At 44.0% G+C, this 7,170-nt stretch carries 8 protein-coding genes and 2 pseudogenes; 6 read left to right on the top strand and 4 right to left on the bottom strand.

Annotated features, from left to right (window positions below; translation table 11 throughout):
* Window positions 1-347: Rpn family recombination-promoting nuclease/putative transposase (locus tag IQ219_RS14325; protein ID WP_194073054.1), on the top strand; the 347-nt coding region annotated here is incomplete at its 5' end.
* A 111-nt stretch (window positions 348-458) separates the two neighbouring features.
* Window positions 459-587: a hypothetical protein gene (locus IQ219_RS20415; RefSeq protein ID WP_255512827.1), complete on the top strand. Its 129-nt coding sequence runs from the start codon at window positions 459-461 to the stop codon at window positions 585-587.
* 55 nt (window positions 588-642) lie between these two features.
* Here IQ219_RS20415 and IQ219_RS14320 read toward each other — a convergent pair whose 3' ends face one another.
* The gene (locus IQ219_RS14320) at window positions 643-1,362 is read right to left on the bottom strand and encodes a chitin deacetylase family protein (RefSeq protein WP_194073053.1); all 720 of its coding nucleotides are present in this window, start codon (window positions 1,360-1,362) and stop codon (window positions 643-645) included.
* Window positions 1,363-1,561: 199 nt separating this feature from the next.
* Between IQ219_RS14320 and arfB the strand changes: the two genes are divergently transcribed.
* The 4 genes and pseudogenes from arfB to IQ219_RS14300 all read left to right on the top strand — a co-directional run.
* Window positions 1,562-1,975: an alternative ribosome rescue aminoacyl-tRNA hydrolase ArfB gene (gene arfB / locus IQ219_RS14315; RefSeq protein ID WP_190599865.1), complete on the top strand. Its 414-nt coding sequence runs from the start codon at window positions 1,562-1,564 to the stop codon at window positions 1,973-1,975.
* A gap of 369 nt (window positions 1,976-2,344) precedes the next feature.
* Complete coding sequence (locus tag IQ219_RS14310; protein WP_228017123.1) at window positions 2,345-4,006, top strand: alpha-keto acid decarboxylase family protein; 1,662 nt, start codon at window positions 2,345-2,347, stop codon at window positions 4,004-4,006.
* 387 nt (window positions 4,007-4,393) lie between these two features.
* The gene (locus IQ219_RS14305; protein WP_194073052.1) at window positions 4,394-5,092 is read left to right on the top strand and encodes an EcsC family protein; all 699 of its coding nucleotides are present in this window, start codon (window positions 4,394-4,396) and stop codon (window positions 5,090-5,092) included.
* A gap of 22 nt (window positions 5,093-5,114) precedes the next feature.
* A pseudogene (locus IQ219_RS14300) lies at window positions 5,115-5,612 on the top strand (Rpn family recombination-promoting nuclease/putative transposase); the annotation flags it as partial.
* Between the two features lie 174 nt (window positions 5,613-5,786).
* Here the strand turns inward: IQ219_RS14300 and IQ219_RS14295 are convergent.
* The 3 genes and pseudogenes from IQ219_RS14295 to IQ219_RS14285 form a co-directional block, all read right to left on the bottom strand.
* Window positions 5,787-6,239, bottom strand: coding sequence for a DUF2442 domain-containing protein (locus IQ219_RS14295; RefSeq protein WP_190599863.1), 453 nt, complete (start codon window positions 6,237-6,239; stop codon window positions 5,787-5,789).
* The gene (locus IQ219_RS14290; RefSeq protein WP_194073051.1) at window positions 6,229-6,501 is read right to left on the bottom strand and encodes a DUF4160 domain-containing protein; all 273 of its coding nucleotides are present in this window, start codon (window positions 6,499-6,501) and stop codon (window positions 6,229-6,231) included. The genes IQ219_RS14295 and IQ219_RS14290 overlap by 11 nt, the downstream gene beginning before the upstream one ends.
* Before the next feature lie 431 nt (window positions 6,502-6,932).
* A pseudogene (locus IQ219_RS14285) lies at window positions 6,933-7,170 on the bottom strand (IS4 family transposase); the annotation flags it as partial.

The following is a 7,170-nucleotide window of genomic DNA, read 5'->3' as shown; positions in this document are numbered from 1 at the left end:
TAAAATTGAGGGAAGTGGCGACTGCACTAGATCAGATTGAGGATAATCAAGTTAAGGCAAATCTCATGGCAGCAACCTCAGTTTTTGGAGGAATTCTGCTGTCCCCTGAGCTTATCAAGACAATTTTAAGGAGTGAAATAATGAAGGAATCCGCTGTCTATCAAGAAATCTTACGGGAAGGGGAACAACGAGGCTTACTCAAAGGCAAACTAGAAGGTAGGCTGGAAGCAAAACTGGAAACCATACCCCTGCTGAAGAAATTGGGTCTTACAATCGCCGAAATTGCCAAGGAATTGGATATTGATGTTGCTTTAGTCAATCAGTTTGTCGCTAACCAGAATAATTAAGGGTTGAAATGGTCGTTGCCCGAAATATGGCTTGACTTATCTTTAGGCGATCGCCTAAAGATCGGCTTTGCGGTACGCCACTAACCCCTAGTAATTTTTGGGTTATTATCCATGGGTTCAATACACGGTGCCGTCAAATATAAACCCCACAGAAAACCTGGCTTTAGCCGGGCGGACTTTCCTTCCTACTACCCCGACTTTTCAGCGTCGGACAATACTTTTCCTCTGGCGATCGATTAAGACCTAAAGTAGGAGTGGCAGATGTCTCGAATCTGGGTATGAGTAGTTATCGGTATCAGAAAAATTGTCCGCTTATTGAATTATCTTTTGTAAAAAGCTCTGAAAGTGTAACAAACTTATAACCCCTATTTTTCAGTATTGGTAATATTTTTATCAAAGTTTTTACAGTTCTCTGTCCCCTTGAATTTCCATCATGTAAAACAATAATAGAACCAGGTCGAATATTAAAAAGAATATAATTTACAGCAAACCAAGACGATTCAATAAGAGTATCATAAGGAAAGACAGATCCTAAAGCTGTTCGATAACCATTCTTTTTTGCTGTCTTGAGCATTTCTGAGTTGTACCAACCTGAAGCCGGACGAAACCAATGAATCTTATCGAATCTTGAAATTACAGAGTGGGCTTTTAATAGATCAGTTGCAAATTCTTCTGGAGATAGTTTAATGCTTGGTTTATCTTCAGTCATGTGATTGCCTAATTCATGCCCATCTGTGACCATAGTTTGGATGATTGCTTCATTCGCAAAAACTTGGTTGCTAATGATAAAAAAAGTTGCTTTTACTTGATTTTCTCTCAAGATATTAAGTAAAATTTGTGTTGTATCTTTATCAGGTGAATCATCAATTGTCAGTGCAATCAAGTTACCATCAATTTTTGCAAAATAAACAACTCCGGGAATAAGTAATTCAATTATTGCGAGTATCCAGTGAGGCTGAAAAAACAAGATTGATATGAAACTTGCAAAAATAATTAATAATAACCAATAGAGCATCTAATTAACTAACCGTAAGAGAAAAGTTTAAATATTGGCGATCGCCTGAGTTTTTATTACTTTTTTCAGAGCCAAAGAGTTCCCATTTGCGCCATAGCTCAGAAAATTATGTAAACCACTAATAACTTTAAACTCATTCTAAAAATTTCCAAAGTCTTGCTCCAAAAAGATTATCTTGAAAATAAACAATAAAAATATTATGTTGCAGATAACCAAAAGCCTCAGTATTGCCCTAACCGAAATCGAAATGACCGCTATTCGCTCCCAGGGAGCAGGTGGTCAAAATGTGAATAAAGTGGCATCCGCCATTCACCTCCGCTTCGATATTGGGGCATCCTCTCTACCCGATGCCTATAAAAAACGGCTATTAAACCTCAATGATCGGCGCATCACTAAAGATGGCATCGTAATTATTAAAGCCCAGTCTCATCGTACCCAAGAGCAGAATCGAGAGGAAGCCTTACAACGACTCCAATGGCTAATCAGTAGCGTTATAACTTTACCCAAGCCCCGTAGGCCCACAAAACCGACCTACAGTTCCCAACGAAAGCGTCTGGATGCTAAAACCAAACGCAGTGCAGTTAAGGCCCTGAGAAAATCAATTGATGAGTAGTTTTCATTAGGCGATCACCTACAAAATCCTCAATGCACGGTGGTAGTCCATGGTGTCATCAAATTTAGACCCCACAGCAAGCCGGGCTTTAGCCGGGCGGACTCCGATTCTCATTAGTGACCTAAAGATATTTTGGCGATCGTTATTTCCCCAGCCTATAGGGGTCAGGCCATAGAGGGGTTTGAGTAGTAATGGAACCACATGCACGCTAAGCCTGAAACCATCCAGGGGATTTATTAGTTGAATTATTCTCCCAGAAATGGCTACGGACTTTTATTGGCTAAAGGATTCCCCTGGTAAACATTTTTCCCTGCAATTCCCCCAAAGCTGAGTACAGTAAGAAATAAGTCCCTACCCTAGAGGTAAACAATGGACACAACAATGACAGTAGGTTTCTATCTCGGCGATCGCCTGCGGGCCTTTAATGTCGGTCATATCTTTGGGGTGCCGGGGGATTATGTGCTGGGGCTGATGGATGAATTGATTAATAGTCCTGTGGAATTAGTCTGCACCTGTAATGAGTTGAATGCGGGTTATGCGGCAGATGCCTATGGCCGGATGCGGGGCATGGGGGCAGTGTGTGTAACCTATGGCGTCGGGGCGTTTAGTTTGATCAATGCCGTAGTGGGAGCCTACGCTGAACGGGTGCCGTTGGTGGTGATTAGTGGTGCTCCGAGTCGGGCCAATCGTCGCTCCCATCTGATGTTGCACCATACGACGGGGGATTTGAATTTACAATACAAAATTCTAGAGAAAGCCACGGTGATGGCAGTGGTAATCAATGATGTGAACCAAGCCGCCCAACAAATCGATCAAGCCCTGGCGGCCTGTGCCCATTATCGTCGTCCCGTTTACATTGAAATTCCCACGGATATTGCCCAGCAACCCTGTCCAGTTTCTGCTGCTCCCCCAGCGTTTGCTGAAACATTAACTGATGTCGATGCCTGCGCTGAAGCCGTTCAAGAGGCGATCGCCCTGTTAAGTCAGGCCAAGTCCCCTGTGATTTTAGCCGGGGTGGAATTTCATCGTTTTGACCTCGAAGATAAATTATTAAAACTCCTAGAAATTACGGGTTTTCCCATTGCTACTACGTTATTGGGTAAATCCTGTATTGCCGAAACCCATTCCCAATTTATCGGCACCTATGTTGGCGCTCTGAGTCGTCAAGCCGTCCATGAAACCGTAGAAAAAGCAGATTGTGTGCTTTGTTTAGGGGCGATTATGTCCGACATGAATTTAGGGGTTTACACCGCCAAACTCGAAGAACAACGCTTAATTAATGCCAATTCTGAAAAGGTCAAAATTAAACATCACTATTATCAACCAGTTTATTTAGGGGATTTTTTGGACGAACTTTGTCAACAGTGGCATAATTCCCCTCGCCATAATTTAGACATTATCCCTGCCGCTTCTTTATTGTCAGAACCCCTCACTCCCACTGCCGAGCAAAAATTAACCAATGCCTATTTTTACAAACGACTCAATCATTTTTTAACGGAGATGACAGATCCCCAATTAGTCATTTCTGATACGGGGGATGCCATTGTGGCTACGATGGATTTGATCATGCCCCAGGCCGCCGAATTTATTGGCCAAGCCTTCTACCTTTCCATTGGCTATTCCATTCCCGCTTGTTTAGGGGCCAGCTTGGCCGCCACGGATCGACGGGTGATCGCTATTGTGGGGGACGGGGCCTTCCAGATGACGGCCCAGGAATTATCCACCATTATTCGCCACCGGTTACACCCGATTATTTTCCTGATAAATAACGATGGCTACACCATTGAACGAGTCATTCAAGACAATGTTTACAACGACCTACAACCGTGGAAATATCATCAATTACCCCAGGTGTTTGGCGACTGTTGGAGTTGTGAAGTCCGCACGGAAACTGAGTTGGAAACAGCCCTAGAAAAAGCCTGTCACCATCTCTCTTCCCCAACCTTTATTGAAGTGCATCTAGATCGCTTTGATTGTTCCCAGGGGTTAAAACGATTAGGGGCGGCTTTGAAATCCATGAATAGTCATTAAAACAGAATAATTAGTAATAATTCTAATTGCTTGAGAGGCGGTTTCGGCACAGGCCCCTTAGCCACCGCTAATCTTGGCTTTGTAACCCTGTTTAAGCAAATAGGGGTCACGCCATAGAGCGGAAAATATTGCACCCTAAGCAATTTTGACAAGCTTCAAACCCTTATTGCAAGTAGATGCTCTCGCAATGCTGCCTGAATTCGTTTAATCTCATTCATAACGGGGATGATGCTTTGGTTTTGGTTATTCCTAGCTCACCTTCTTTTTACCACATTTGTCAAATCCTTGCTGGATATAGGTCTTCGCCTCTGCCACCCTTTTTTTGTTCCCGTACTTTGACCCCACATAAGCTAAAAATTTTGATTGAGTCGTCTCTTTTTTGCTACTATGAATTCTCAATTTTTCGATCCTGAAACTCTGCTTAATGATCTTCTTGTTGCTCTACAAAAAACGCCCGACACCCTACGGGAGCAAATTGAACAGGGCACAGAACAACTAGGAGCTTTTGTCACTCCGATCGCCGAACATCCTCTAATGCAATTCAGTACCAAAATGCCTGGACTCCAGTGGCTTTTGGCAGCTTTAGGTCAAGTAAATAGCGAAAAGGTTGAACGAGAGGTGATGGCCTTGCGTGGTCAATATCCCCTGGAAACCCAAGCTCAGTTAGCCCAGCGGGTGATTGTGGAAACCGCTATCAAAGCCGGAGGCATTGGCTTAATGACCAATTTTATTCCCCCCTTGGCCTTGACCCTTTTAATGGCGGATTTGACTGCAACAACGGCGTTACAGGCAGAAATGATTTATCGTATTGCTGCCATTTATGGGTTTTCGGTTCATGAACCCAGCCGACGTGGAGAAGTATTAGCCCTTTTTTTTCTGGCATCCGGTAGCGCCAATCTGATCAAATCAGGACTGAGTCTGTTTGAGTTGATTCCAATTTTGGGGGTGGTGATTGGCATCACCAGTAACGCGAGCCTAATTTATAGCATTGGCTATGGTGCTTGTTATTTTTACGAAACCAAAAAACGGCGATCGCCTACAACATCCTCAATGCACGGTGGTAATCCACGGTGCCATCAAATTTAAACCCCACAGAAAGACGGGCTTTAAACGTAGTAATAATGACTTAGTTTATCAGGACAGTTTTCAGGTGGGGGAGACTGTCCATCGTTATCAAGTGATTCGGCTCTGGGAACAACCATCGGAAACATTTCTCCAAAGTCCAGGGTTGTTGCCCCTAGCGGTATTGACGCAGACCTCTGACCCGGCATTAAAATTGAGGGAAGTGGCGACTGCACTAGATCAGATTGAGGATAATCGAGTTAAGGCAAATCTCATGGCGGCAACCTCGATTTTTGGAGGAATTCTGCTGGCCCCTGAGCTTATCAAGACAATTTTAAGGAGTGAAATTATGAAGGAATCCGCTGTCTATCAAGAAATTTTAGAGGAAGGTAAAATTGCCGGGAAACTAGAAGGTAGGCTGGAGGCGAAACTAGAAACCATACCCTTGCTGAAAAAATTAGGTCTTACGATCGCCGAAATTGCTAAGGAGTTAGACATTGATGTCGCCTTAGTCAATCAGTTTGTTGCTAACCAAGATAATTAAGGGTTGAAATGGTCGTTGCCCGGAATATGGCTTGACTGATCTTTTGGCGATCTCGCAGAGATCTGCTATGCGGTGTGCCATTAAACCCCTGGCAAAGTCTGCTGACATTTGGGGAATGTCATTTTTATCTTGAGAGACACTACGTTAGTTTTTTCTCCTTAGAGCAAAACAAACCTAAATTTTGACTACCTTTACAGAACCTTTTGGACGCCCACCCTTTTGGCCATTTTCACGGGATGATTTCCGTTTAGCTTCAGAAGTCTGTTTTCCCCCTTGACGGCCAATCTCCGCCATCCAAGCCTTCGTGCCGAAAATTCCTTGAACTAAGCTGAGAATACTAAAATCTGCGTCTAGACTTGGCCAGTGCACACTTAACCCCGCCCGATCCAACCAAACATTATTTAATTGCTCCACTGTTGCCCCCTGCAAACCCTGAATCAAATCTGGTGGTACGGCAAACTGTGAACCATTAGCGAAATAAAAGACAATTAAATTCCGTTGATGGTCATATTCAACCTGGCGGGCACAGGGGCCGGCATTTTCCTCGGCGATCGCCGTTTCTTTTGCCTGGGCTATTTGGTCAGCAATGGCTTCCTCGTTAAAATCTATTGTCCAATTACGTGCCATGAATACGGTTCCACTCCTGCAAAAATAATTCTTGGTGTTCAGCCACTAGCTTTAATGCTCTGATAGCATCCCGATTACTGGTACTGGGGTCAACGGTCACTAACGAGGGAGCTTGATCCTCTGAACCGAGATTGATCTTAATGCCCGGTTGATTGCGGGAACTTTTCCGACCCAGAAAGACGTGAACATGGGCAGGGACATGGTCGTTGGTATAAATGAAAACCGTCAGGCCATGCCTAGGGTCTTCAAAGATTTTAGGCATAATTCATTGATGGATAAACCCAGAATAACCTAAGGCGTTAGGTTTATTCAATCCCTCTCACTACCACTGGTTAGAGCATTTACACTATCTTCCCTAAGGCGATCGCCAGCAAATAGATAAGCTCAAGGCGGCGCACAAGGGGCAACCACTGTAGAGTTTCCTGCAAGCAAGGTTTAGGCTTGTTCCTTCGGTGTTGAGCAGTGATTTTTTCCCGCCGCTATACTGACAAAGTCTATCGAATGGGGGAAAATATTTCTTCTGATTGCTTGGGCTATCACTGGCGATTCCAAGTGAATGGTTTTACACGTATCTCGGCATGGGGTCTAGTGACTGCTACCGCTCAGCTAGTTTCTTGAGCTGAACCAGACCATAATTTGAGCATTTTGTAAAAAATTGTAAATTCTTTTTGCCTGGTTATTAGGCAGTTGATAAGTACAGGACAAAAGTTGTATGGGGCAGAATCCTGACTCAGGTAGAGATGGGGTAGGAAAAATGAAAAAACGGCGTAGTAGATCAAAGCCATAGCGAAAGAGACTACGAGCCCGACGACCATGGGCCCTGATAATGCGAATCGGCTTGTGTGAATGTCTCCATATACCGGCCTTCATCGCCCAGACAAAAGCGATGGCCAAGAGAGCAAGTAGCTTTGACAAACGCAGCTTATCAGTG

Source organism: Synechocystis sp. LEGE 06083 (assembly GCF_015207725.1).
Classification (GTDB): domain Bacteria; phylum Cyanobacteriota; class Cyanobacteriia; order Cyanobacteriales; family Microcystaceae; genus Synechocystis; species Synechocystis salina.
Note: the sequence above shows the minus strand (reverse complement) of the source record. Positions and strands in the feature narration are given on the sequence as shown.

Bases quoted from the DNA above. Each gene is read 5' to 3' on its own strand.
- IQ219_RS20415 (WP_255512827.1), top strand. From the start codon at position 459: ATGGGTTCAATACACGGTGCCGTCAAATATAAACCCCACAGAAAACCT.
- IQ219_RS14320 (WP_194073053.1), bottom strand. From the start codon at position 1,362: ATGCTCTATTGGTTATTATTAATTATTTTTGCAAGTTTCATATCAATC.
- arfB (WP_190599865.1), top strand. From the start codon at position 1,562: ATGTTGCAGATAACCAAAAGCCTCAGTATTGCCCTAACCGAAATCGAA.
- IQ219_RS14310 (WP_228017123.1), top strand. From the start codon at position 2,345: ATGGACACAACAATGACAGTAGGTTTCTATCTCGGCGATCGCCTGCGG.
- IQ219_RS14305 (WP_194073052.1), top strand. From the start codon at position 4,394: ATGAATTCTCAATTTTTCGATCCTGAAACTCTGCTTAATGATCTTCTT.
- IQ219_RS14295 (WP_190599863.1), bottom strand. From the start codon at position 6,239: ATGGCACGTAATTGGACAATAGATTTTAACGAGGAAGCCATTGCTGAC.
- IQ219_RS14290 (WP_194073051.1), bottom strand. From the start codon at position 6,501: ATGCCTAAAATCTTTGAAGACCCTAGGCATGGCCTGACGGTTTTCATT.